The sequence below is a fragment of the Streptomyces sp. CB00455 genome (assembly GCF_001905445.1).
Classification (GTDB): Bacteria; Actinomycetota; Actinomycetes; order Streptomycetales; family Streptomycetaceae; genus Streptomyces.
The window spans coordinates 372,207-394,428 of sequence record NZ_LIVQ01000004.1 but is presented as its reverse complement, the minus strand read 5'-3'; the positions used below and the strand labels follow the sequence as shown (position 1 = coordinate 394,428).

Annotated in this window: 19 protein-coding genes and 1 tRNA gene; 11 read left to right on the top strand and 9 right to left on the bottom strand. The window is 70.2% G+C overall.

Annotated features, from left to right (window positions below; translation table 11 throughout):
* The first annotated feature begins 48 nt into the window (after nt 1–48).
* Entirely contained in the window at nt 49–1,227 is a 1,179-nt protein-coding gene (locus AMK16_RS19155; protein ID WP_073917239.1) for a hypothetical protein, read from the top strand.
* Nucleotides 1,228–1,267: 40 nt separating this feature from the next.
* On the opposite strand, the gene AMK16_RS19150 is transcribed toward AMK16_RS19155, so the two are convergent.
* The gene (locus AMK16_RS19150) at nt 1,268–1,813 is read right to left on the bottom strand and encodes a YbjN domain-containing protein (RefSeq protein WP_073917237.1); all 546 of its coding nucleotides are present in this window, start codon (nt 1,811–1,813) and stop codon (nt 1,268–1,270) included.
* A gap of 167 nt (nt 1,814–1,980) precedes the next feature.
* Nucleotides 1,981–4,566, bottom strand: a complete 2,586-nt coding sequence (gene clpB, locus AMK16_RS19145) for an ATP-dependent chaperone ClpB (protein ID WP_073917234.1) — start codon at nt 4,564–4,566, stop codon at nt 1,981–1,983.
* Nucleotides 4,567–4,669: 103 nt separating this feature from the next.
* Here clpB and AMK16_RS19140 point away from each other — a divergent pair, with 103 nt between their 5' ends.
* A complete protein-coding gene (locus tag AMK16_RS19140; protein ID WP_073917232.1) occupies nt 4,670–5,083 on the top strand; it encodes a pyridoxamine 5'-phosphate oxidase family protein in 414 nt (137 codons plus the stop codon).
* Nucleotides 5,084–5,252: 169 nt separating this feature from the next.
* Here the strand turns inward: AMK16_RS19140 and AMK16_RS19135 are convergent, their stop codons facing one another.
* On the bottom strand, nt 5,253–5,567 hold the full coding sequence (locus AMK16_RS19135; RefSeq protein ID WP_073917230.1) for a (2Fe-2S)-binding protein: 315 nt from the start codon (nt 5,565–5,567) through the stop codon (nt 5,253–5,255).
* Between the two features lie 431 nt (nt 5,568–5,998).
* Here AMK16_RS19135 and AMK16_RS19130 point away from each other — a divergent pair, with 431 nt between their 5' ends.
* The gene (locus AMK16_RS19130) at nt 5,999–6,991 is read left to right on the top strand and encodes a helix-turn-helix transcriptional regulator (RefSeq protein ID WP_443333579.1); all 993 of its coding nucleotides are present in this window, start codon (nt 5,999–6,001) and stop codon (nt 6,989–6,991) included.
* 156 nt (nt 6,992–7,147) lie between these two features.
* Here AMK16_RS19130 and AMK16_RS19125 read toward each other — a convergent pair whose 3' ends face one another.
* Genes AMK16_RS19125 through dnaK form a run of 4 tightly spaced genes read right to left on the bottom strand, consistent with a single transcriptional unit; the run spans nt 7,148 to nt 11,350 of the window.
* The gene (locus AMK16_RS19125) at nt 7,148–7,612 is read right to left on the bottom strand and encodes a heat shock protein transcriptional repressor HspR (RefSeq protein ID WP_073917226.1); all 465 of its coding nucleotides are present in this window, start codon (nt 7,610–7,612) and stop codon (nt 7,148–7,150) included.
* Between the two features lies 1 nt (nt 7,613).
* Nucleotides 7,614–8,801 carry a molecular chaperone DnaJ gene (gene dnaJ / locus AMK16_RS19120; protein WP_073917224.1) on the bottom strand — a complete coding sequence of 396 codons (1,188 nt, stop codon included), beginning with the start codon at nt 8,799–8,801 and terminating at the stop codon, nt 7,614–7,616.
* Between the two features lie 39 nt (nt 8,802–8,840).
* A complete protein-coding gene (gene grpE / locus AMK16_RS19115) occupies nt 8,841–9,506 on the bottom strand; it encodes a nucleotide exchange factor GrpE (RefSeq protein WP_073917222.1) in 666 nt (221 codons plus the stop codon).
* On the bottom strand, nt 9,506–11,350 hold the full coding sequence (gene dnaK / locus AMK16_RS19110) for a molecular chaperone DnaK (RefSeq protein WP_073917220.1): 1,845 nt from the start codon (nt 11,348–11,350) through the stop codon (nt 9,506–9,508). Before dnaK ends, grpE begins: the two co-directional genes overlap by 1 nt.
* A 373-nt stretch (nt 11,351–11,723) precedes the next feature.
* Here dnaK and AMK16_RS19105 point away from each other — a divergent pair, with 373 nt between their 5' ends.
* The 3 genes from AMK16_RS19105 to AMK16_RS19095 all read left to right on the top strand — a co-directional run bounded on the left by AMK16_RS19105 (nt 11,724) and on the right by AMK16_RS19095 (nt 16,152).
* The gene (locus tag AMK16_RS19105) at nt 11,724–12,284 is read left to right on the top strand and encodes a sugar transferase (protein WP_079191583.1); all 561 of its coding nucleotides are present in this window, start codon (nt 11,724–11,726) and stop codon (nt 12,282–12,284) included.
* 110 nt (nt 12,285–12,394) lie between these two features.
* The gene (locus AMK16_RS19100) at nt 12,395–15,064 is read left to right on the top strand and encodes a (Fe-S)-binding protein (protein WP_073917218.1); all 2,670 of its coding nucleotides are present in this window, start codon (nt 12,395–12,397) and stop codon (nt 15,062–15,064) included.
* Nucleotides 15,065–15,249: 185 nt separating this feature from the next.
* Nucleotides 15,250–16,152: a Yip1 family protein gene (locus tag AMK16_RS19095; RefSeq protein ID WP_073917216.1), complete on the top strand. Its 903-nt coding sequence runs from the start codon at nt 15,250–15,252 to the stop codon at nt 16,150–16,152.
* A gap of 101 nt (nt 16,153–16,253) precedes the next feature.
* Here the strand turns inward: AMK16_RS19095 and AMK16_RS19090 are convergent, their stop codons facing one another.
* Entirely contained in the window at nt 16,254–16,751 is a 498-nt protein-coding gene (locus AMK16_RS19090) for a phosphoribosyltransferase (RefSeq protein WP_073917214.1), read from the bottom strand.
* Nucleotides 16,748–17,335: a dCTP deaminase gene (dcd, locus tag AMK16_RS19085; RefSeq protein WP_030152916.1), complete on the bottom strand. Its 588-nt coding sequence runs from the start codon at nt 17,333–17,335 to the stop codon at nt 16,748–16,750. Before dcd ends, AMK16_RS19090 begins: the two co-directional genes overlap by 4 nt.
* 471 nt (nt 17,336–17,806) lie before the next feature.
* On the opposite strand from dcd, the gene AMK16_RS19080 reads away from it, so the two are divergent.
* From AMK16_RS19080 to AMK16_RS19060, 5 genes are all read left to right on the top strand, one after another.
* Nucleotides 17,807–17,877 (top strand) — tRNA-Gly (locus AMK16_RS19080).
* A 1,298-nt stretch (nt 17,878–19,175) separates the two neighbouring features.
* Complete coding sequence (locus AMK16_RS19075; RefSeq protein ID WP_143196834.1) at nt 19,176–19,586, top strand: hypothetical protein; 411 nt, start codon at nt 19,176–19,178, stop codon at nt 19,584–19,586.
* A 9-nt stretch (nt 19,587–19,595) separates the two neighbouring features.
* Nucleotides 19,596–20,324 (top strand): ABC transporter ATP-binding protein, encoded by a 729-nt coding sequence (locus AMK16_RS19070; RefSeq protein ID WP_079191582.1) that lies wholly within the window; start codon nt 19,596–19,598, stop codon nt 20,322–20,324.
* A complete protein-coding gene (locus tag AMK16_RS19065; RefSeq protein WP_073917208.1) occupies nt 20,321–21,274 on the top strand; it encodes an ABC transporter permease subunit in 954 nt (317 codons plus the stop codon). Before AMK16_RS19070 ends, AMK16_RS19065 begins: the two co-directional genes overlap by 4 nt.
* Nucleotides 21,274–22,173 carry a hypothetical protein gene (locus AMK16_RS19060; RefSeq protein WP_073917205.1) on the top strand — a complete coding sequence of 300 codons (900 nt, stop codon included), beginning with the start codon at nt 21,274–21,276 and terminating at the stop codon, nt 22,171–22,173. Before AMK16_RS19065 ends, AMK16_RS19060 begins: the two co-directional genes overlap by 1 nt.
* Nucleotides 22,174–22,222: the final 49 nt, after the last annotated feature.

Here is a 22,222-nt window from a genome sequence, read left to right as displayed (position 1 = left end):
CTCATCGACGGATGAGCGTCCCCACGAAGAGCAGGAGAGTCGGGATACATGGCAACGGGCAGAGCCTCGGTGTCCGCGTCGCCCCTTGAGGTCCGGGCCGTCAAGGCGGTACGGTCCGCCGCTCCGGTGACCGTCCTCGCGCTCGGGGTGTTCGGCGCCGTGCGGGGCGCCGGGGTGCTGGTCCTCACCCTCGGCTCCTGGTGGGCGGGCCGGGACCCGCTGAAGGTCCTCGGCGGCTCCTGGGACTCCGTCTGGTACCTCGGGATCGCCGCCCACGGCTACGGCCGGACCCAGATGTGGGCGGACACCGGCTCCATCCAGAGCGACTACGCCTTCTTCCCGCTCTACCCGCTGCTGATGCGGCTCGGGGCCGCCGTCCTGCCCGGCGGGCTCGTCCCCGCCGGGATCCTGGTGGCCTGGACCTGCGCCGCCGCGGCCGCCGTCGGGGTCTACCGGGTCGGGGAGGCGGTGATCGGTCCGCGCGCCGGACTGCTGCTCGTGGGGCTGTGGGCGGCCCTGCCGCACGCGGTGGTGCTCACCCTCGCCTACACCGAGCCGCTGCTGGCCGCGCTCGCCGCCTGGGCCCTGTACTGCCTGCTGCGCGGCCGCTGGCTGGCGGCGGCCGGCCTCGCCGTGCTCGCCGGGCTGACCCGGCCCACCGGGCTCGCCGTCGCGGCCGCCGTGTCGGGCATGGCCCTGCACGCGGTCCTCGTCCGCCGCCGGCGCGAACCCGAGGTGTGGGCGGCCGGGCTGCTGGCCCCGGCGGGCTGGGCGGGTTACGTCCTGGCCGTCGGGGCGCGGACGCACGACCCCCTCGGCGGCTACTTCGCGGTCCAGCGGCGCTGGGGCTCCCGCTTCGACTTCGGGTACGGGGCGCTGCGCTCCGCGGAGCGGGTGCTGACCGGCGGCCACGTGCCGCTCGCCACGACGGTGACCGTGGTCCTGCTGGGCGCCGCGGGGCTGCTGGCGGCGGCGCTGCTCATGGACCGGATCCCGCTGCCGCTGCTCGCGTACACCGCGGTGCTCCTGGTGATCGCCTATGGCGGGGCGGGCTTCTTCGAGTCGAAGCCGCGGTTCCTGCTCCCGGCCTTCCCGCTGCTGCTGCCGGTCGCGGCCGTCATGGCACGAGCCCGGCCCCGCACCGCGGTCGTGGTGACCGCGGTGCTGGCCGGGCTCGGCCACGGCTACGGGCTCTACCTGCTGCTCGTGGCGCGCGTACCGCTGTGAAGGCGAAGGCCGACGGGGCCGGTGCAGCCGGTGTGACCGACTACTGGCCGTCGTCCTCGCCGTTGTTCTCGTCGCCGTCGGCGGAGTCGACTTCCTTCTCCAGGCCGAACTGCTCGACGAGCCACTTGTCGAACTCGATGGAGGCGCGGACCCAGCTGACCGTGGAGGACACGAAGTGCTCCAGGCTGACGCCGGTGCCGATCAGCATCTGCGCTTCGCCGATCAGACGGACCGAGCCGTCGTCGTGGGTGTGGCTGTAGACCTTCGGCCACAGGGTGCGGCGGTTCCAGTCGTCGATCGATTCGAGAAGCTGGGGCTTCTCCTCGATCTTGTGCGGACGGTCGTAGAAGGTCCGCACCGAGAAGACCTGCTGTTCGTCCTCGCCGCGGAACATGAAGTACGTGCGGAACTCCTCCCACGGCGCCGCGAGGTCACCCTCGTCGTCGACGACGTACTTGAGCTCCATCTGCTCCAGCAGCTGCTTGACCAGATCCTGGTCGGGGACGACGGGGCCCGCCGGTCCTGTGGCCTGCGGATCGGGCTGCTGCCCTCCGAAGTTCGGAATCGAGGCCGGGTCGATGCTCACCGTGATTTCCCTTCGTGCGGATACCTTCATCCTCCACCATGCCGCCCACCCCGTGTCCACCCCCGGCCCCCGCGATCCGCTCCGGGCGGACACACGGCGGCAGGGGCGGGCGCCGCGGCGAGGGGCAGGAGGCGCGGGGGCGGGCGGCCCGGCGCCCGCCCCGGCGCTCAGAGGGCCTTGCCGACCAGCAGGTCCTCCCCGGCCACGTCGACCCGTACGGTGTCGCCGTCCCTGACCTCGCCGGAGAGGATCTCCTTGGCCAGGCGGTCGCCGATCGCCGTCTGGATCAGGCGGCGCAGCGGCCGCGCGCCGTACGCCGGGTCGTTGCCCTTGTCCGCCAGCCAGGCCAGGGCCGCGGGCGTGACCTCCAGGCTCAGGCGCCGGTCGGCCAGCCGCTTGGCGAGGCGGCCGATCTGGAGCTCGGCGATGTGCGCCAGTTCCCCGGCGTCCAGCGCGGAGAAGACCACCAGGTCGTCCAGCCGGTTGAGGAACTCCGGCTTGAAGGAGGCCCGCACCACATCGAGGACCTGCTGCTTCTTCTGCTCCGCCGGGGTGGCCGGATCCACCAGGAACTGGCTGCCCAGATTCGAGGTCAGGACCAGGATGGTGTTGCGGAAGTCCACGGTCCGGCCCTGGCCGTCCGTGAGGCGGCCGTCGTCCAGGACCTGGAGCAGGATGTCGAAGACCTCGGGGTGGGCCTTCTCCACCTCGTCCAGCAGCACGACGCTGTACGGGCGGCGCCGCACGGCCTCGGTCAGCTGGCCGCCCTCCTCGTAGCCGACGTAGCCGGGCGGGGCGCCGACGAGGCGGGCGACGCTGTGCTTCTCGCCGTACTCCGACATGTCGATGCGGATCATGGCCCGCTCGTCGTCGAAGAGGAAGTCCGCGAGCGCCTTGGCCAGCTCCGTCTTGCCGACGCCCGTCGGGCCCAGGAAGAGGAACGAGCCCGTCGGGCGGTCCGGGTCGGCGATGCCCGCGCGGGTGCGGCGCACCGCGTCCGACACGGCCCGCACGGCCTCGGTCTGGCCGATCAGGCGGCGGCCCAGCCCGTCCTCCATCCGGAGCAGCTTCTGGGTCTCGCCCTCCAGCAGCCGGCCGGCCGGGATGCCGGTCCAGGCGCCGACCACGTCCGCGATGTCGTCCGGACCGACCTCGTCCTTGACCATCGTGTCCTTGGAGACCTCCGCCTCGGCCTCGGTGGCCTCCGCGAGCTCGCGCTCCAGGGCCGGGATCTCTCCGTAGAGCAGCTTGGAGGCCGAGTCGAAGTCGCCGTCGCGCTGGGCGCGCTCCGCCTGCCCGCGCAGGTCGTCCAAGCGCTCCTTGAGCTCGCCGACGCGGTTGAGGGACTGCTTCTCCTTCTCCCAGCGGGCGGTCAGGCCGCGCAGCTCCTCCTCCCGGTCCGCGAGGTCCTTGCGGATCTTGTCGAGGCGCTCCAGCGAGGCCGGGTCGGACTCGTTCTTCAGCGCCAGCTCCTCCATGCGCAGGCGGTCCACCGAGCGCTGGAGCTCGTCGATCTCCAGGGGTGAGGAGTCGATCTCCATGCGGAGCCGGGAGGCTGCCTCGTCGACGAGGTCGATGGCCTTGTCGGGCAGGAAGCGGGAGGTGATGTAGCGGTCGGAGAGGGTCGCGGCGGCCACCAGGGCGCTGTCGTTGATCTGGACCTTGTGGTGGGCCTCGTAGCGGCCCTTGAGCCCGCGCAGGATGGCAATGGTGTCCTCGACGGACGGCTCGGCGACCAGCACCTGCTGGAAGCGCCGCTCCAGGGCCGGGTCCTTCTCGATGCGCTCGCGGTACTCGTCGAGGGTGGTCGCGCCGACCATCCGCAGCTCGCCGCGGGCCAGCATGGGCTTGAGCATGTTGCCCGCGTCCATGGCGGAATCGCCGCCGGCGCCCGCGCCGACGACCGTGTGCAGCTCGTCGATGAAGGTGATGATCTGCCCGTCACTGGACTTGATCTCCGCGAGGACGGTCTTGAGCCGCTCCTCGAACTCGCCGCGGTACTTGGCGCCGGCCACCATGGCGCCGAGGTCGAGGGAGACGAGCCGCTTGTCCTTCAGGGACTCGGGGACGTCGCCCTTGACGATGCGCTGGGCGAGGCCCTCGACGACGGCCGTCTTGCCCACGCCCGGCTCGCCGATGAGCACCGGGTTGTTCTTGGTGCGGCGCGAGAGCACCTGGACGACGCGGCGGATCTCCTGGTCGCGGCCGATGACCGGGTCGAGCTTGCCCTCGCGGGCTGCCGCCGTGAAATCGGTGCCGAACTTCTCCAGTGCCTTGTACTGGCCCTCGGGATCGGGGGTGGTCACCCGCCGTCCTCCTCGTGCGTTCTCGAAGGCGTCCAGCAGCTTCTTCGCGCTCGCGCCCTGTGCGGAAAGGATCTCGCCGGCCGCGCCGCCCTTGGCCGCGGTGCCGATGAGCAGGTGTTCGGTGGAGAGGTAGTCGTCGCCGAGCTTCCCGGCCCGCTGGTCGGCCTCGGCGAGCACGGCGAGCAGCTCACGGGTGGGCTGCGGGGGCGCGACGGTGGAGCCGGTGACGCTGGGCAGGGCGGCGAGCAGCCGTTCGGCTGCGCCGCGCACGGCCGCCTGGTCCGCGTCGCAGGCGGCGAGGAGGTCGGTGACGTTCTCGTTGTCCTCGCCGGCGAGCAGGGCCAGGAGCAGGTGGGCGGGGGTCAGGTCGGCGTGGCCGTCCTTGACGGCCCTGCTGGTGGCCGCGTTCAGCGCGTCGCGGCTCTTGTTGGTCAGCTCGGCGTCCACGGGTGACTTGCTCCTCTCCGGAAGGGAACAGAACTATGACAGAGACAACCTGCGCAAAGTTGAGTCTATTCCACTCAAGGCAGCGCGTCGTACCCTTCGGGCCATGTCCCATGACGTACTCAACCCGACGCCCGAGTACCTCGCCTTCTGGCGGGAACGGCACGTTTGCACACTGACCACGCCCCGTCCGGACGGCTCCCCCCACGTGGTGCCGGTCGGTGTCACCTACGACCCGCAGGCGGGCCTCGCCCGGGTGATCAGCAACAGGCACAGCAAGAAGGTCCGCAACATCCTGGCGGCCCAGTCCGGGGAGCCGGCGGGGGCGCGGGTCGCGGTCTGCCAGATGGAGGGGCGCCGCTGGGCGACCCTGGAGGGGCGCGCGGTGATCCGGACGGACGCGGCGTCCGTCGCCGAGGCGGTGGCCCGTTACGCCGAGCGCTACGGGCGGACGCCCTCGCCCAATCCGGACCGGGTCGTCATGGAGATCACGCTGGAGCGGGCCATGGGCCGCGCGTGAATCGTTGACCCCTCATCTTTTCCGGCATCTTTTCCGGCGCCTTTTCCGGCGTCTTGTCCGGCCGACCACTGGACGCGGACATCACAACGGCGCCATCGTGGTCAGGTCCACGATGGCGCCGTTGTGTGGGGGTAGCGCCTGAGCGATCTGCAACGACGGGGGAATCGCTTCAGGCACTGCGGGGGGTGGCGGTGGTGATGTCGGGTTCGAAGAGCTGGTGATCGCGCTGATCAAGATTGACGAAGACCATTCCGTAGCGCACCTCGCAGCGGACGGGCTGCGGCGCGCCCCGCGGGCGGCGCAGGCACCGGTAGGCACGTACGTCTTCGTCCTCCTCGCGCACGACGACGATCGGTTGGCCGAACAGGGTGACCATCAGCGAGTCCCCGGGGTACGGAATCGCCGTGGCCAGGTCGATGAACTGCCATCCCGACCGGTAAGCGGAGGCCATTTCGCGGCGGAAGCCGCGGTCGTCGGGGGTCATGCGTCCGAGGTCTTCCCACCCACACCCCAGCCGCTGTCCGGCTCCGCGCCGACCGGCGCGCTGCCCCAGCCGCTGTCGCCCTTGCGCACGGGCTTGGGCGCGGGGCCCCAGCCGCTGTCGGCCTGGACGCTGCCCCAGCCACTGTCGCCCCTACCGGTAGGACCGGCCCCCCAGCCACTGTCGGCAGGCGAGCTGCCCCAGCCACTGTCCGCGAGCGAGATTCCACCGACAGCAGCAGCCGAAGAGAGAGCAATGGCAGCCACCGAGCGAAGCAATTTCTTGTACATGGTCGACGTTGTCCTCACTTGATGGATTCCTCTCCCCCGCATCTCAGACGATGACTTATCGAGCCACGTCATTGCCACGGTGGCGATGCATCATGTTCCTGTACATGCAGGACCCTGGGGGTGGGAGATTTGCCGATTATGCGGATGAACCAGACACATCCCCATGCGGTGACAGACCTGTGCGACCTCGGGGCCGAGCTGTACGCAAGTGCGCTCAGCTCCGGCCGAATCGCCCGCGAAGAAGTCGAGCAGACGCCCTGCCTGCTGGAATTCGCGCTGCTGCACCCTGATCCCGACGACGACAACTGGCTCCGTCCGGTTCCCCCGTCGGTGGCACTGGCCCAGCGGCTGCATCCGCTGGAACGGGAGATCCTGCAACGCCGGCGCTCCTCCATCGAGCTGGCCGAAGCGTTTGAGCCATTCATGGCCATCAGCGCGCTGACTCCCGCCCCCACACACGCCATCACCGTGCTGGAGGGATTCAACAGGATCAACGCGGCGCTCAATGTCGCCACCGCCGAGTGCCAGGCGGAAATGCTCACCATCCAGCCGGGTGGCGGGCGTTCCGAGAACATCCTCAACCAGGCGATCGAACGGGACCAGCCGCTCATCCGGCGGGGGGTGAGCATGCGCACCCTCTACCAGCACACGGTGCGCCACAGCCGCGGCACCATGGCCTACGTCGACCGGATGGCCAGCGGAAAGGTCGAGATCCGGACGCTGGAGGAGCTGGTCGAACGGCTCATCATCTGCGACGAGTCGGTCGCCTTCATCCCCGCCAGCGACGACCAGCAGATCGCGCTGGAGCTGCGGCATCCGGCGCTGGTCCGCTACCTGGTCAGGGTCTTCGAGCAGCTGTGGCGGCGGGCCACCCCGCTCAACGAGCAGATCCCCTACGACCCGACGCCCTCGGGGATCTCGGGCGTGCAGCGCTCCATCGCACAGCTCCTCGTCGAGGGGCACGTGGACGAGGCCATCGCCCGCCGCCTGGGCATGAACGTCCGCACCTGCCGCGCGCACATAGCCAAGCTGGCGACGGCCCTGGGCAGCGGAAGCCGGGCCCAACTCGGTTTCCTCATCGCCCAGTCGGGCATCCTGGGGCGCGTCTCCGGGCCGCCGCAAGAGCCCCGGCCCTGAGAGGCCCCGGCCGCTGCCGCAGGGGCCCCACGGCCCTCACAAGGCCCCCGAGCGCCGCGCCGGACCCACCCGCACGCGAAAGGCCCCGCCCGGGGCGGGCGGGGCCTTTTCCGTATGCTGCGCGCCGGCGCCTTCGGCGCCACCGCGTACCGGCCGTCAGTCCATCGGGCGCTTGGGACGCCACACGACCAGGGCGTTGCCGGGCACCGGCGGCCGGTACGGGACCAGGTCCCGCCGGTAGGAGGCGTGCACCTGGGCCTCGCGGGCCTGGAGCGTGGCCGCGGCGCCGTCCACCGCGGCGGAGAGCTCGGCCACGCGCTGCTGGAGCGCGGCGACCTGGTTCTCCAGCTCGATGATCCGCTTGATGCCCGCCAGGTTGATGCCCTCGTCCTGGGACAGCGCCTGCACCGTGCGGAGCAGCTCGATGTCACGGGCCGAGTAGCGCCGGCCGCGTCCGGCCGTACGGTCCGGGGAGACCAGGCCGAGGCGGTCGTACTGGCGCAGGGTCTGCGGGTGCAGGCCCGAGAGCTGGGCGGCCACCGAGATCACGTAGACCGGGGTCTCATCGGTGAGCTGGTAACTCCCACTGCCCAATCGGGACGATCGACGGCGGCCGTCCATGTCATGCTCCCTTCGCGGACTCGAACAGCGCGGAGCGCGGGTCCTGCGAATCCGTCGCCTCGCGGTACATCTCCAGCGCCTCGCGGGCCTTGTCCGACAGCTCGGTCGGAACCGCGACCTCCACCGTCACCAGCAGATCGCCGCGGGTGCCGTCCTTGCGGACCGCGCCCTTGCCGCGGGCCCGCATGGTGCGGCCGTTGGGGGTGCCCGGCGGAAGCTTCAGCGTCACCGCCGGACCGTTCAGGGTCGGGACCTTGATGTCGGCCCCCAGTGCCGCCTCCGCGAAGGTCACGGGCACGGTCACGGTCAGGTTGTCGTCCTTGCGGCCGAAGACCGGGTGGGAGCCGACGTGGACGACGACGTAGAGGTCACCGCCGGGGCCGCCGCGCTCGCCCGGCCCGCCCTTGCCCCGCAACCGGATCCGCTGGCCGTCGAAGACGCCCGCCGGAATCCGGACCTGCATCGTGCGCGAACTGCGGGCCCGCCCGCTGCCCTTGCAGACCTCACAGGGGGTCTCCGCGATCAGACCGCGGCCCTTGCAGTCCGCGCAGGGGTCGGTCAGTGAGAAACCGCCGCCGGAGCCGCGCGAGACCTGCCCCGTGCCGACGCAGGTCGGACACACCCGCGGGGTGCCGTTCTTGTCGCCGGTGCCCGAACACGCCTTGCAGGGCGCCTGGGAGGACATCCGCAGCGGGACCGTGGCCCCGTCCACCGCCTCCGTGAAGGAAAGGGTGACCTCCGACTCGATGTCCTGGCCGCGGCGCGGCTGGGTGCGGGTCCCCGCACCGGCGCCGGCGCCTCGGTTGAACAGGCCGCCGAAGACGTCGCCCAGGCCGCCGCCGAAGCCGCCCGCACCGCCGGCGCCGCCCGGCTGCTGGCCGCCGAAGAGGTCGCCGAGGTCGAAGTTGAAGGAGCCGCCGGCCCCGCCCGGCCCCGGGCGGAAGCCGCCGTTGCCGAACAGGGCGCGCGCCTCGTCGTACTCCTTGCGCTTCTTGGCGTCGCCGAGGATGTCGTTCGCCTCGGAGATCTCCTTGAAGCGCGCCTCGGCCGAGGCGTCGCCCTTGTTGGCGTCCGGGTGGAACTCGCGCGCGAGCTTCCGGTACGCCTTCTTGATCTCGGCCTCGGTGGCGTCCTTCGGGACACCGAGGACCTTGTAGTAGTCCTTCTCGACGAAGTCCTTCGTGCTCATCCCCGGTGTCCCTCCTCTCGTACCTCTACGTGTGGTGCATCAGCCCTCGTCGGGGGCATCCGCGTCCTTGTCCGACGGCGCTTCGCCCTCCGCGGACTCCGACTTGGGGGCCGCGCCCGGCTGGGGCTCGGCCACCGCGACCCGTGCGGGACGGATCGTACGCTCGCCGATCCGGTACCCCGGCTGCAGAATGGCCACGCACGTCGTCTCGGTGACGTCCGGCGCGTACGAGTGCATCAGGGCCTCGTGGATCGTCGGGTCGAAGGGCTCGCCCTCCTTGCCGAACTGCTGCAGGCCCATCTTGGCGGCGACCGTCTCCAGCGATTCGGCCACCGACTTGAAGCCGCCGACCAGCTCGCCGTGCTCGCGCGCCCGGCCGATGTCGTCCAGGGTCGGGAGCAGCTCGCTCAGGAGGGACGCGACCGCGATCTCCTTGACGGTGATCCGGTCCCGCTCCACCCGGCGCCGGTAGTTCTGGTACTCCGCCTGGAGCCGCTGGAGGTCCGCGGTGCGCTCGGAGAGCGCGGTACGGGCCTGGTCCAGCTGCGCCAGCAGGGCGGTTTCCTGTACTGCGGACTGTGCGTCCCCGGCCGGGGCCGCCTCACCCTCCTGGGAGGAGTCGGCGGCCTTCGGCTCGGCGTCGTCCTGAACGGCGTCGGCGGGGACTTCGGGCTTCTCCTCGAAGCCCGGGGTCTCCTCCGACATCAGGCAGCGCCGCCCTTCGGCTTCTCGTCGTCGACGATCTCGGCGTCGACGACGTCGTCATCGGCCTTGGCCTGCTCGCCACCCTCGGCGCCGGCGGCTCCCTGAGCGGCCTGGGCGTCGGCGTAGATGGCCTGGCCGAGCTTCTGACTGACCGCGGCGAGCTTCTCGGTCGCGGTGCGGATCTCCGCCGTGTCCTCGCCCTTGAGCTTTTCCTTCAGCTCGGTGACGGCGGCCTCGACCTCGGTGCGGACGTCGGCGGGAACCTTGTCCTCGTTGTCCTTGACGAACTTCTCCGTCTGGTAGACGAGCTGCTCGCCCTGGTTGCGGGACTCGGCCGCCTCCTTGCGGCGCAGGTCCTCGTCCGCGTACTGCTCCGCCTCCTGGCGCATGCGGTCGACCTCGTCCTTGCCGAGCGAAGAGCCGCCGGTGACGGTCATCTTCTGCTCCTTGCCCGTGCCGAGGTCCTTGGCCGTGACGTGCATGATGCCGTTCGCGTCGATGTCGAAGGAGACCTCGATCTGCGGGACACCGCGCGGGGCCGGCGGCAGGCCCGTCAGCTCGAACATGCCGAGCTTCTTGTTGTACGCGGCGATCTCGCGCTCGCCCTGGTAGACCTGGATCTGCACGGACGGCTGGTTGTCCTCGGCCGTCGTGAAGATCTCCGACCGCTTGGTCGGGATGGTCGTGTTGCGCTCGATGAGCTTGGTCATGATGCCGCCCTTGGTTTCGATACCGAGGGACAGCGGGGTCACGTCGAGGAGCAGGACGTCCTTGACCTCGCCCTTGAGCACACCGGCCTGCAGGGTCGCGCCGATGGCGACGACCTCGTCCGGGTTGACGCCCTTGTTGGCGTCCTGGCCACCGGTCAGCTCCTTGACGAGCTCGGCGACGGCCGGCATGCGGGTGGAGCCGCCGACCAGGACCACGTGGTCGATCTCGGACAGCTGGATGCCGGCGTCCTTGATGACGTTGTGGAACGGGGTCTTGCAGCGCTCCAGCAGGTCCGCGGTCAGCTGCTGGAACTGGGCACGGGTGAGCTTCTCGTCCAGGTGCAGCGGGCCCTCGGCGGACGCCGTGATGTAGGGCAGGTTGATCGAGGTCTCCGTGGAGGAGGACAGCTCGATCTTCGCCTTCTCGGCAGCCTCGCGCAGACGCTGGAGCGCCATCTTGTCCTTGGACAGGTCGACGCCGTGGCCGTTCTGGAACTGCTTCACGAGGTAGTCGACGACGCGCTGGTCCCAGTCGTCGCCACCGAGGTGGTTGTCACCGTTGGTGGCCTTGACCTCGACGACACCGTCGCCGATCTCCAGGAGCGACACGTCGAAGGTGCCGCCACCGAGGTCGAAGACGAGGATGGTCTGGTCGTCCTTGTCGAGACCGTAGGCCAGGGCGGCGGCCGTCGGCTCGTTGACGATGCGCAGGACGTTGAGGCCCGCGATCTCGCCGGCCTCCTTCGTCGCCTGGCGCTCGGAGTCGTTGAAGTAGGCCGGGACGGTGATGACCGCGTCCGTGACCTTCTCGCCCAGGTACGCCTCGGCGTCGCGCTTCAGCTTCTGCAGGATGAAGGCGCTCATCTGCTGCGGGTTGAAGTCCTTGCCATCCAGGTTGATCTTCCAGTCAGTGCCCATGTGGCGCTTGACGGAGCGGATGGTCCGGTCCACGTTCGTGACCGCCTGGCGCTTGGCCACCTCGCCGACGAGGACCTCGCCGTTCTTGGCGAAGGCGACGACGGACGGCGTGGTCCTGGCGCCCTCGGCGTTGGTGATGACGGTGGGCTCGCCGCCTTCCAGAACGCTGACGACGGAGTTAGTGGTGCCCAGGTCGATGCCGACCGCACGTGCCATTTCGATTCCTCCAGCTGACTTGAGTGGAACAGGCTCAACCATGCCGCATCCCCGCGCCTGCGTCAACAGAGCTGAGCCACCCGGGCTCAACCTTTAGGCTCCCCTTACGCGCAACCCTGCCCGCCCACTCGCCCCGCCACCCCCTCCCACCTGCCGTTACGTTCCGACAGGGATCGCAAGTCCAGCCCCGCCGACGTGTGAGGCGCGCGGTCCAGGGCGGAGCCCCCGGCGGCGGCGCCGCACCCGGGCAGGCCAGGCCCCCGCCCAGCCCCCCGCACACGGAACGGAGACGACACACCCGAACGGGTTCGAGCCGCACCCGACGGCCGCGCGCCACCCCGAGCCCGCCGCAGGCGTACGGCAACGTGCTGACATGCCTCTGCCGCTGCCGCTCCCCCTCCCCGCCCGGCCGGCGCACCGGCGGGTCCGGCCACCGGCCAAGCGGGTGCTCGACATCGCCGGCGCCCTGATCCTGCTGATCCTGCTCGCCGTCCCCCTGGCCACGGCCGCGGCTCTGCTCCACGCCGCCCACCGCGGCGGAGCCCGCGGCCGGGACCGCGCCTTCGTCCGCGTACCGGCGGCCGGCCTGGCCGGCCGCCCTTTCCGTACCTGGCAGCTGCACACCGCCGCCGCCGGCCGCTTCGGCGCCGCCCTGGAGCGCTGCGCGCTGGACGCCGCACCCCAGCTGATCAACGTGCTCCGCGGTGAGATGTCCCTGGTCGGCCCCCGTCCGGGACCCCGCACGGACCGCCCCGACCGGCTGCTCGTACGGCCCGGGATCACCGGCCTCTGGCAGGTGAGCGCACGCTCCGACCTCCCCTGGGAGGAGATGGCCCTGCTCGACCGGCATTATGTGGAGAACCACTGGCTGGGGATGGACCTGGCGATCCTGGCGCAAACCCCGCGGGCGGCCTTCCGGCACAGGCATGCCTGAGCGACACAGATCACCGCACGCTCGGCTACATTGCGGCGTCGGGAATGGGTAACCTCAACCCTTGACTATATAAGTTACCGCTTAGTAAGTGCCGCCCGAGGAGCCCTTCCATGCAACTCGCCGCGATCATCGTGTCGCTGGTCCTGACCGTGGTCGGCGTCGCGCTGCTCGCCCGAGCCGTGGCGCAGATCTACCGGTTCGTGAAGATCGGCCAGTCCGTACCGGCAGGCAGCCGTACGGACGACCCGAAGGCCCGAACCCTCACCCTCGTCCGGGAGTTCCTCGGGCACACCCGGATGAACCGCTGGGGCATCGTCGGCTTCGCGCACTGGTTCGTCGCGATCGGCTTCCTGACCCTGCCGCCGACCCTGGCCCAGGCGTACGGCCAGCTCTTCGAAGCCGACTGGACGCTGCCGGTCATCGGCGGCTTCCTACCGTTCGAGATGTACATCGAGTTCATCGGCGTGATGACGGTCGTGGGCATCCTCGTCCTCATCGCCATCCGCCTGCTCAACCTCCCCTCGCGGGCGGGCCGCAAGTCGCGCTTCGCCGGATCGAAGGCCTGGCAGGCGTACTTCGTCGAGTACGTCATCCTCACCATCGGCCTGGCGATCCTGACGCTGCGCGGTCTCGAGGGCGCGATCCACCACGTGGACCACTACGAGCCGGCGTACTTCGCCTCGTACCCGCTGGTGCTGGCCTTCAAGGGACTCTCCCTCGGCGCGCTGCAGAACGCGATCTACCTCACCGCGATGATCAAGATCGGCGTCTCGCTGATCTGGATGATCGTCGTCTCGCTCAACACCAACATGGGTGTCGCCTGGCACCGCTTCCTCGGCTTCCCGAACATCTGGTTCAAGCGCAACGCCGACGGCGCGGTCGCGCTGGGCGCGCTCCAGCCGATGACGAGCGGTGGCAAGGAGATCGACTTCGAGGAGCCCGGCGAGGACGACGTCTTCGGCGTCTCCCAGGTCGAGCAGTTCTCCTGGAAGGGCATCCTCGACTTCTCCACCTGCACGGAGTGCGGTCGCTGCCAGTCGCAGTGCCCCGCCTGGAACACCGGCAAGCCGCTGTCCCCCAAGCTCCTGATCATGTCCCTGCGCGACCACGCGCACGCCAAGGCCCCGTACCTGCTGGCCGGCGGCGGCAAGGACATGGAGGGCAACGAGAAGGCGACCGCCGAGCAGCTCAAGGACGTCCCCGCGGCGGCCCTGGCCGAGGCCGAGCGCCCGCTGATCGGGACCGCCGAGGAGAACGGCGTCATCGACCCGGACGTGCTGTGGTCCTGCACGACCTGCGGTGCGTGCGTGGAGCAGTGCCCGGTCGACATCGAGCACATCGACCACATCGTCGACATGCGCCGCTACCAGGTGATGATCGAGAGCGCGTTCCCGTCGGAGGCGGGCACGATGCTCAAGAACCTGGAGAAGAAGGGCAACCCCTGGGGCCTGGCGAAGAAGCAGCGCGTCGAGTGGACCAAGGAGGTCGACTTCGAGGTCCCGATCATCGGGAAGGACGCGGAGGACCTCTCCGAGTTCGACTACCTCTACTGGGTCGGCTGCGCCGGCGCGCTGGAGGACCGGGCGAAGAAGACCACGAAGGCCTTCGCCGAGCTGCTGAACATCGCGGGCGTCAAGTTCGCGATCATGGGCGGCGACGAGAAGTGCACCGGCGACTCCCCGCGCCGCCTGGGCAACGAGCCGCTGTTCCAGCAGCTGGCCCAGGAGAACGTGGCCATGCTGAACATGGCCTTCGGTGAGGACGACGAGGACCCGGAGACGAAGAAGCCGAAGTCGGCCAAGCGGATCGTCTCGACCTGCCCGCACTGCTTCAACACCATCGCGAACGAGTACCCGCAGCTGGGCGGCGAGTACGAGGTCATCCACCACACGCAGCTGCTCCAGCACCTGATCGACGAGGGCCGCCTGACGCCGGTGACGCCGGTCGACGGTCTGATCACCTATCACGACCCGTGCTACCTGGGCCGGCACAACAAGGTCTACACGCCTCCGCGCGAGATCATGTCGGCCGTGCCGGGCCTGCGGCAGCAGGAGATGCACCGCCACAAGGAGCGGGGCTTCTGCTGTGGCGCCGGTGGCGCGCGGATGTGGATGGAGGAGCGGATCGGCAAGCGCATCAACAACGAGCGCGTCGACGAGGCCCTGTCCCTGAACCCGGACATCGTCTCCACCGCGTGCCCGTTCTGCCTGGTGATGCTGACCGACTCGGTGAACGGCAAGAAGAACGACGGCAAGGCCAAGGAGTCCGTGCAGGTCGTGGACGTGGCCCAGCTCCTGCTGGACTCGGTCAAGACCCCGGAACCCCCGCTGGTGGAGCCGGAGCCGGAACCGGAACCGGAACCGGCCCCTGCGGCGGAGCCGGAGCCGGCGCCCGTGGCCGAGGCGAAGCCGGAGCCGGCACCCGCCCCCGCGGCGGAGCCGAAGGCGGAGGTCGGGCCGGAGCCGGTCCCGACGCCCGCGGTGGAGCCGAAGCCGGCGCCGGCGGCCGGGTCCGAGCCCGTCACCACGGCGGAGCCGAAGCCCGAAGCGAAGGCAGCCCCCGCGCCCGTCACCAAGGCGGAGCCGGAGCCGGAGACCGCGACGCCGGCGAAGGCGGAGCCGGCCCTCGCGCCGAAGGCGGAGACCAAGCCCGAAGCCGAGGCGAAGCCCGAGGGCGAGGTCAAGCCCGAGGTCGAGCCTGCCGCTGAGGCGAAGCCCGAGGTCGAGCCTGCCGCTGAGGCGAAGCCCGAAGCCGAGGCGAAGCCCGAGGGCGCCAAGTAGTCCCATCCAGTCCGCTCGATACGGAACGGCCGGTCCCCCACCCGGGGTACCGGCCGTTCCGGCGTTCCGGGGGGTGGGGACAGCCCCCCGGGGTTCCCCTAGGGGATGTCACAGGTCAGCCGCAAAGGCCGCGTGTTCCGGCCGCCCGTCCACCGGGGCCCGCCGGACCAGGTACGTTCGATCACGTGGCTGGATTCAGGATCGGACGCGGCCGGGACAACAACCGCACCCCGCAACAACCCCCGCGGCAGCAGCCGTACGGACAGCAGCAACCGCCGCCGTACGGCCAGCAGCCCTACCCTCCCGCAGGCCCACCGCCGCAGCAGCAGTGGCCGCAGCCGGGCGCCGGGGGACACGACGAGCCCGAGTACTTCGACCCGTACGGACAGCAGCCGCCGCAGGCGCAGCAGCCCCCGTACGGCCACGGAGGCCACGGAGGCCACTCCAACGACAACCCGGGGCATACCCAGGTCTTCGCCGTCGGCGAGGACCCCTACAGCCAGGGCGCCACGTACCACGCCGGTGCCGCCGCGGCCGCGCCGACGGGGCCGCGGCTGCCGTGGAAGGAACTGCTCCGCGGCATCGTGACGCGACCGGGGCAGACCTTCCTGCAGATGCGCGACTACGCCGTCTGGGGGCCGGCGCTGACCGTGACCTTCCTCTACGGGCTCCTCGCGGTCTTCGGCCTCGACGACGCCCGTCAGGACGTGATCAAAGCGACCCTCGCGCAGGCCGTCCCGATCGTCCTCTCCACCGGCGTGGCCTTCGTCATCTGCGGCCTGATCCTGGGCGGGGTGACGCACACCCTCGCCCGCCAGCTGGGCGGCGACGGCTCCTGGCAGCCCACCGTGGGCCTGTCGATGCTGGTCATGTCCATCACGGACGCGCCGCGCCTGCTCTTCGCCGTGTTCCTCAGCGGCGACAACATGGTCGTGCAGGTGCTGGGCTGGGCCACCTGGGTCGCCGCGGGCGCGCTCTTCACCTCGCTGATCAGTAAGTCGCACGACCTGCCGTGGCCCAAGGCGCTGGGCGCCTCCGCGATCCAGCTGGTAGCGCTGCTGTCGATCATCAAGCTGGGCACGCTCTGACGGTCGCCCGCACGCGACACGCACCATCACGGCAGAGGCCCGCCGCGCGGGGAATCGCGCGGCGGGCCTCTGCCGTACCCCCGGGAGGGGCCGGGCGACTGCTAGGCGTCGAGGACCTGGCCCTCACGCTTGACGACGGGCGGCTCGACGGACCACGGGAAATTGATCCACTCGTCCGTCTTCTTCCACACGTACTCGCACTTCACGAGTGAGTGGGACTTCTCGTAGACGACGGCCGAACGCACCTCGGCGACGTGTCCCAGGCAGAAGTCGTGGACGAGCTTGAGGGTCTTGCCGGTGTCGGCCACGTCATCGGCGATGAGGACCTTCTTGTCGGTGAAGTCGATCGCCTCGGGCACGGGCGACAGCATGACCGGCATCTCCAGCGTGGTCCCGACACCGGTGTAGAACTCGACGTTCACCAGGTGGATGTTCTTGCAGTCGAGCGCGTACGCCAGCCCGCCCGCCACGAACACCCCGCCCCGGGCGATGCTGAGGATGATGTCGGGTTCGTAGCCGTCGTCGGCGATGGTCTGCGCCAGCTCGCGCACGGCGCGCCCGAACCCCTCGTAGGTCAGGTTCTCGCGTACTTCGCTCATGCCTCGTGCCTCACCTGGGTGCGGTGGAAGTTCTGGAAGGAGCGCGAGGCGGTCGGCCCGCGCTGCCCTTGGTAACGGGATCCGTAGCGCTCGCTGCCGTACGGGAACTCCGCGGGCGAGCTGAGCCGGAACATGCACAGCTGGCCGATCTTCATGCCCGGCCAGAGCTTGATCGGCAGTGTGGCGAGGTTCGACAGCTCCAGGGTCACGTGGCCCGAGAACCCGGGGTCGATGAACCCGGCGGTCGAGTGCGTCACCAGGCCGAGTCGCCCCAGGCTGGACTTCCCCTCCAGTCGGGAGGCGATGTCGTCGGGCAGCGAGACGACCTCGTAGGTCGACGCCAGGACGAACTCGCCGGGGTGGAGGATGAAGGCCTCGTCACCCTCCGGCTCGACCATCCGGGTCAGGTCGGGCTGCTCGACCGCCGGATCGATGTGTGCGTAGCGGTGGTTCTCGAACACCCGGAAGAACCGGTCGAGACGTACATCGATGCTGGAGGGCTGCACCATCGACTCCTCGAACGGGTCGATGCGAACCCGTCCGCTGTCGATCTCGGCCCGGATGTCTTTGTCAGAGAGAAGCACGTCCCGAGGATACGCAGAGCGCGCGGGCCACCCCCAATCGAGAGGGACGGCCCGCGCGCCCGGGCCGGCCTGCGCCGCCGCGCCTACCGCTTCACGCCACCGACGGGAACGGCCTGCCTCAGCCGCGCGCACCGCGGGCACCGCAGCAGCCGCCCGGGCCCGATCCGGCCGGCACCGAGGTGCTGCAGCGGGAAGGAGGCGGTACTGAAAACGTGCCCTTCGGCACAACGGACGACGGTGTGCTCCATCGAGTCCCTTTCCCCAACGAGCCGTACTGCGACGAATCGCCACATTAGGGGATGAGCGCGACCCGCTCCAGCCGCCGCTCCGCCCCCAAAGATACGCCCCAACTCCCGCCCCCACGCGCCCCGGTGTCCACCACGAACGACAACGACCCCGCGGCTGATTCGCCCGGGGTCGATCTTGAGGTAGAGTGAACAACACTACGGCTCCGGTCAACGGGACCGCGGTGCGGATGTAGTTTAATGGTAGAACATGAGCTTCCCAAGCTTATAGCGCGGGTTCGATTCCCGTCATCCGCTCTTGAGAGAAGGCCCAGGTCAGCGACCTGGGCCTTCTTCGTTGTCTAGACCTATATACGCGGCGCGGACCACTTGCGCACCCCCTGCCTCCCCTGCGCGGCCTGCTCGGCAGCCTCCTGCCGGCCGCCCCGCACCCTCCCGTCCAGACCCCCGGCGACTTCCTTCTGCCGCTCGCGGTCCGAGTGTTGCCAGATCGATGCGGCCTTCTCCGAGCACTGGCCCACTTACGCCCGAACGTCGTACGCGGGAACGGCGCCCTTTTCTCCCCAGCACTGCGCCCGACCCCAGGCACAGCAGTGCCCCAGACCATTGCTGGTGCCAGCCGGCGAGATCGGACGAGAAATAGGCCGGTACCTCACCGGGGCAGTTCGAAGTCGTCCACACGTCGTGGCACACGAGGGGTCGCTACGACAAGTTCACTCCCTCGCGCCGCACGGCCGACAACCCTCCGCGCACCTCCGCTGCTTGATCGTGGGCGGAGGACCCCAGCTCCAAGGCCCGCGGGGGCGGCGGGAACGTCCAACGTGCCGAAGCGGTCGCCCTCACGCACGAACACCACCTCGGACGGCAGGCCTGCGGGGGGGCGCCACCGCGATTTCAGTACCGGGGTTCGTGCGTCCCTTTGCTGCGCGTGCAGGGCTGCGCCCGCAAACGATCATGGCTGGGGGCACTGGTGGTCGGCGCAGGACGAGCCCGGCAGCAGTGAGTCGGACGACATGAGCGTTCCATCGTGCACGCGTGCTTCGAAAGTGGACAGACGCCTACGAGGTCAGCCAGCCCCGTCTTCATGCCTGCCCCCCACAGCCAGACCGGCGCGCTCACCCCGCCGCTGGACAGTTCGTCCAGCAACAGGCGAATGGCGGTTCCCTCATGCCTGGCAGCGGTCCATCGTGGTTGATCCCAGGCCGCCCCGGCAGGTCGGCATCCCGGTGCAGCCGGTGTGCGCCCGCACGGTCGCCTTCCCATGGAGCAGAGTCTCCGTGGCTAACGACCTGCCGACGAAATCATCTGGCGCCTGCGCTCCGTGTGCGTCATGTGCCGGCCGACACCGCCGCAGGTCCACGACCCCAAGAGCGGCCGACTACCCAAAAACGACAGCGAGTTCATCTTTGGCGACCCGCTGAGGTATCCCGATTCGGCCACCGAAATAGCAAATGCAACCATCGTGATTTTCCCAATCATGCCGTCATTTGACCGAAGCGAAAGAAATTATGAAGATCATCTACAGCTGGGTGTCGATGACGGCACGCAGTGCACAGACTCCACCGGGGAAGGTGGAGCAATCGGGAGGAAACCCCATGCGTACTCGCATGAAGTCGGCCGTGGTGACGGCCTCGCTCGCAGCAGGACTCGTTGGCGCACTCGCGCCGAACGCCTTCGCCGCGTACACCCAGGTCAAGAACTTCTCCTTCACCGACGAGGGCGTGGGTGCGGAGACCGGCCGTTGGACGGCCCCGGGCAACAGCCAGTCCGCAACGCAGGACGCGTGCGCCACAAGCAACGGCGCTCAGGGCCGGGTCGGTTACGACTTCAAGATTGACATCGACTGGGCACCCGACAAGTGGGTGGCCTGGCGTGACTGGTCTTGCGACAACGGCACGTTCTGGAAGGAGTTCGGCAACGCCCCCGCCGGCAAGTACTACATGCAGATAGCCAACGCCCCGCACTTCATCCACTCGTCGGGTCGCGTCGTCTACGACTGGAAGTAATCTCAGACGATGAGCGTCCTTTCCTGTCACGAAGTGACCAAGAGCTTCCGGAAGCACTCCGTGCTGGAAGGGGTCCATCTCAGCCTGGAGGCCGGCGAGATCGTCGGCCTCCTCGGGCTCAACGGCGCCGGCAAGACCACCCTCATGCGGGTGATCACCGGGCTGTCCACCCCCGATTCCGGTGAGGTGCGGCTGTTCGGGGAGTCCCTGCCCATGCGGCCGCGGCAGCTCGACCGGCTCGGAGCCGCGCTCGACGCGCCCGCCTTCAACCGGTGGTCCACCGGACGCGCCATGCTGCGCACCCTTCTCGACACCGCCGGGCTGCCCGACGGCGGGCGCATCGCCCGCACGCTCGACCGCGTCGGGCTGACCGGCGCCGCCGACCGCCGCCTCGGGACGTACTCGCAGGGCATGCGGCAGCGGCTGGCCATCGCCGCGGCGCTGCTCAAGCAGCCCGATCTGCTGATCCTTGACGAGCCCACGAACGGGCTCGACCCCGAGGGACTGCGCATGGTGCGGCGGATCGTGGCCGAGGAGGCCGCGCGCGGGGCCGCCGTCCTCGTCTCCAGCCACCAGCTCGACGAAATCCAGCGGATCTGCCACCGCGTGATCATGCTCGCCCAGGGCCGCGTCGTCGCTGCAGGCACCCTTGACGCGCTCGGCTACGACCCGGAAAGCGGTCCGGCCGCCTTCGAGGACTGGTTCTTCGGGCTCGTCGGGAACGGCGGCCGCCAGTGAACCGCCTCGTCCGGGCAGAGACCCGGCGGCTGCTGCGGCACCCGCTCGCCCTCACCCTCGCCGTGCTGTTCGTCTTCGGCTCCCTCTACTGCGCCTGGGTGAGCCAGAACATGGCCTCGTACAACATCACGCAGGTGCAGGCCAACCTCGACTACCTCCCCCGATCGTGTGATTCCGCGCAGAACACCCCGGAGCAGAAGGCCAAGTGCCTGGCGGAAGTGCCCCTGCAGGCCGTCGGGCTGGAGCGGATCAAGGAGAGGTTCACCGCCGAAGGAGTCCGTGCCGCGCACGCCCAGCACCCGGTGGGCTCGCTGCTGTGGACCGTACGCCTGCTGACGTCCGTTCCCGGGCTCGCGCTCCTCGTCATGCTGGCGGCCTTCTCCGTCGCCGGCGAGTGGAGCCGGGGCAGCATCGTGCCGCTCCTCCTCTACGAATCCCGCCTCAGCAGGCTGCTCGCCGCCAAAGCCCTGGCCGTCTGGGCGTGGAGTTTGGTACTGCTGTGCGTGTCGGCCGCCATCACAGCCGCGTTCGGCATGCTCTACGGCCGCAACGCCTACACGCTGCCTTCGCCCGGCGCCCTCGGCACCGTCCTCGCCGACACCGCACTCGGCGTACTGGCCGGTGCAGCCGTGCTGGCCGGGGCCGCAGCCGTCGCGGTCGCCCTCGGCGCACTGCTGCGCCAGCCGATGCGCACCTTCCTCGCCGGGATGCTGCTGCTCGTCCTGGTGGTCCGCACCTCCGCCGCCCCGGGGCTGGGCGCCTGGCTCCCCGGCGGCGCACTGGCCGACCTCGTCGGCTTCGGTGCGGTGGACGGAGTCTGGGACCACTTCTGGATCTCCACCGACCCCTCCACGGCCCCCGTCCTGCTCCGCGTCCTGCCGACCCTGGCCCTCATCGGCCTGCTCTGGCTCGGGCTGGACCGCATCAACCGGACCCGGGACCGCGCCTGATGGCCGGTACCCGACGGCGGCCCGCGCGCGGGGAGGGGACCGCCTGGGCCGGCGAGCTGCGAGCCCTGTGGACCGCTCCCGTATGGGGAGCGACCGCGGCCGTGATGCTGCTGGCCCTGGCGCTCGTCGGCCGGCTCTGGATGGCGGGAGCCCCGTACGGGGTGCTCGACCCCTCGGTGTCGGCACTTACCTCGCTCCCGTCGGCGCTGCGAGCGGCGGCATGGCAGTTCGCGACCCTGCTGGGTCTCGTCCTCACGGGTGTGGTCGTCGCCACGGGGCTCGGCCAGACCCTGGAAGGCGGCACCTGGAGCGCCCTGCGCCTGTTCGAGAACCGGGTCGGCGTGCTGTGGGCCCGGAAGGTCGGCGCCGCACTCGCCCTGTCACTCGCCAGCCAGATCGCCACCGGCGTGCTGCTGTGGCTGGGCACCTCGGCATACGCCCGGCTGTGGCCGGTGCGGCCCCGCGCAGTGCCCTCCGGGTTCGCCGACGGGGCCGTCCACACGTCACCTCCCCTGCCCGTCGAGTTCGCGACCTGGGGCCAGGCCGCAGGCGCGATCGCCGCCGCCCTACTCGTCCAACTCCTCTTCATCTCCCTGGCCGCCCTCGCGGCGGCCCTGCTGCGCAGCGTCATAGGGACCCTCGCGCTCGGCATCGGTCCCCTGCTGGTGACCGCGCCACTCGTACTGCTTCCGGCGGCGCCGTTCCTGCCGCACCGCTGGATCGCCGATCTGCTGAACCTGCCCGCCGAGGCCCAATACCAGCTCTACCTCTGGAATCAGGCCCCGTCCGACCCTGCCCCCCTGACCGGCGGCCTCGCCCTCGCCGGGGGTGCGGCCCTGGCCGCCGTGGCCGCCTGGGCGGCACTGCGTTCCGAGCGCGCGCTACGACCCGTTGACTGACACCGCGGCCAAGTGTGGCGAGACCGACAGCAGATGCAGCCGAAGAGGG